Below are 2391 nucleotides of genomic sequence, written 5' to 3'. Positions count from 1 at the left end.
GGAACCGGGTACTGTCGAGCCCGTACCTCAGCGCCTCACGCTCGAGGAGATGCCCCTTGGTTCCGTCCTTGGGAAGCAGCCCGATGAACTCGACGTCGGCGAACGTGTTGGCGGTTCTTCCGTCGATCGCCGACGGCTCCGGCTTCGGCGCACACGCAAAGCGATTCACGCGCGAGATGTGCTGATCGAAGAACGTCCCGAGATCGCAGCTCCGCCATGTTCCGCGGGCCGCCCGGCCCTCGACCTCGCCGGTCCGCACGGCGGCCACGGCGCCGGTGAGTGCGACGCTCAGGGCCTCGATGCCGAGCAAGCGGGAGACGCGTCGTTCCGGTTGGATGAGGCCGGGGCGGCGCCGGACGATGTTGAGGCCGTACCGTGCCGCTCGGCGGATGCGGGTGCGCACGGCGTGTCGAGGGAGTCTGGCGGCGGCCCGCTCGGCCGCGGCTTCCGTCTTGACCTCGATGTCGAGCTCGGCCAGCAGCGGACGCATCAGACGTTCGACGGAGGTTGTACCGTCGTCGAGGAGCAGGCGTTCGCCGACGAGCTTCTCCGGCAGCGACTCGGTCGCTCCCCAGGCTTTCGGCGTGAAGTGGTTGTCGTCGCGCGGCGATTGCCACTCGATGTGACCGAAGGTGGACACCGGCTTGTTGTCATCGGTACGGCCTTGGATATGCGCGACCACCTCTGCGGGGCCGTCCCCGTCGTCGGGCGGTCGCAGACGCATGATGCGGACGCCGGTGAGGAGCAACTCGCCGGACGTTGATGGTGCGGGGCCGGTGGTATTGATGTCCTGCACTGCCATCTCAGACGCTCGCTCGGGACTCGATGCATGAGGGACGGTCGCCGATGGCGGTTCCGCTGATCAGCCCTTCATTCAGGGCTGCGATAGCTGCGGGGTGGCCGGAGCAGTGACCGGTGAGAATTCCTTCCACGTTATCGGCGACCGTGAATGTGCTGTCAACACCGAATTCTCTTGTGACTGCAAGAAGTTCGTCCATGGCCGTCTCGGCACGTCGCAATCCCTCGATCCGGACGGACACACTGATCGTGTCTTTCATATCGTCAAGGGACAATCCTGCGACCGACGCCTGAAATTCGATCAGGTAATCGCCGATTCGGTCGCCGAGAACCGGTGAAACGGTCGCGAAAGCCTCTGCTCGCGGCCTTTCCGCGAGCTCGACGATGTGTACCGACTGCCTGTCCAGTGGTTGACGATGATCGTCCACGACGAGGTCGACGGTTCCGGCCGCAAGGCCCGGAATGCAGCGGACTGCCTGCACGGCCAGCCGGAGGAGCGACGGGTCGATCGAGCCGGTCACGTCGTCGGCTCCGGTGTCGGCCGCGCGGTCCAGCGTGATGGCGATGAGTGCGTCGTCGCCGCAGGTGAAGATCCGTACGTACTCACCACGTAACTGCTTCTCGACGAGGAAACGCGTACGCGGCGGCGCCACTTGATTGCCCTGGTCGTCGATGTCGAAGCCGAGCCGCGTCGCGGCGTAACCGGCGATGCGCGGGTTACGCCCAGGAGCACGGTCCTCGGGCGTGCGCACTCGTAAGGTACGGAAGGCGGCATGCAGCGCATCGGCAGACTCGATCTTGGCGACCATGGTGGCCGGATTCTCACCCATGGCCTCCTTGGCGACCACCGGCCAGCCGATCTCCTCCGCCCACCGGGACGCGCTCTCGGCGCTCCGGTAGGTGAACGTGGCACCCTTTGGCACGGGAAGGCCGTCCCGCTCCATGAGCGCCCTGCGTAGCCTCCGATCCTGGGCATGGGTCACCGCCGACATGGTCGAAGCTTGGGGCACCCCATGCGTGAAGGACACGGCTGCAGGCACAGCTGTCTTGACTCCGGCAAGAAGGACCTGGCGTGGCAGCGCGAGCACAGTCAGGCCGCGTGCGAGGGCGGCACGGTGGACTTGATAACTGTCGTAGGCGAACGTGGGAACCGGCGGCGAGTGGCTCAGCATCATCGACCGCCCCTTGGCACACGGTTCACGCGGAACAGCTCGACGAATATGCGATCAGGCAGCGTCATCGTCATCTGATATTTCTCCCCCTCACCCTTGACGGCGCACTTTACCGGCCGCCGATCACTTCCGCTACAAGGATCCAGGGGGACATAGAGCAAGGTTGCCGCACTGTTACATGGTTGACGCTCAGCGACGGCAATAGGTTGCACGTGTACGCGAAGAATCACTACGCAAAAGGGAGTTAGATGGTGAGGAACACCGGTGAAGCGAGCCGGGATGCGCTCATGCGCCTATTCAGGCCGCTCGTTTTCCGTGGGGCGCGGGCGTCGTCACATTATGGGAGTTCCCTGACGCGCGATTCCCGAGCATCCCGGCTCGCGACTTGGGCGTGTCTGATGGATCCATGGCCTACTGCGCA

2 protein-coding genes are annotated in these 2391 nt (G+C 64.9%); both read right to left on the bottom strand.

All coding sequences use genetic code 11. The annotated features are described in order from the left end of the window. Positions 1 to 802, bottom strand: an 802-nt coding sequence (locus ELR45_RS34830) for a hypothetical protein (RefSeq protein ID WP_165367610.1), incomplete at its 3' end; no start/stop codon positions are given. Position 803: 1 nt separating this feature from the next. After that, complete coding sequence (locus ELR45_RS08670; protein ID WP_129665200.1) at positions 804 to 1973, bottom strand: ATP-grasp domain-containing protein; 1170 nt, start codon at positions 1971 to 1973, stop codon at positions 804 to 806. Between the last annotated feature and the right edge of the window lie 418 nt (positions 1974 to 2391).

Source organism: Phytoactinopolyspora endophytica, from assembly GCF_004138495.1.
GTDB classification, from domain to species: Bacteria; Actinomycetota; Actinomycetes; order Jiangellales; family Jiangellaceae; genus Phytoactinopolyspora; species Phytoactinopolyspora endophytica.
The sequence above is the reverse complement of the archived record's forward strand: the minus strand, read 5'-3'. Positions and strand labels throughout refer to the sequence as shown.

What these genes read in the sequence shown, in the direction of transcription:
- ELR45_RS08670 (WP_129665200.1), bottom strand. Translation starts at nt 1,973, where the DNA reads ATGATGCTGAGCCACTCGCCGCCGGTTCCCACGTTCGCCTACGACAGT.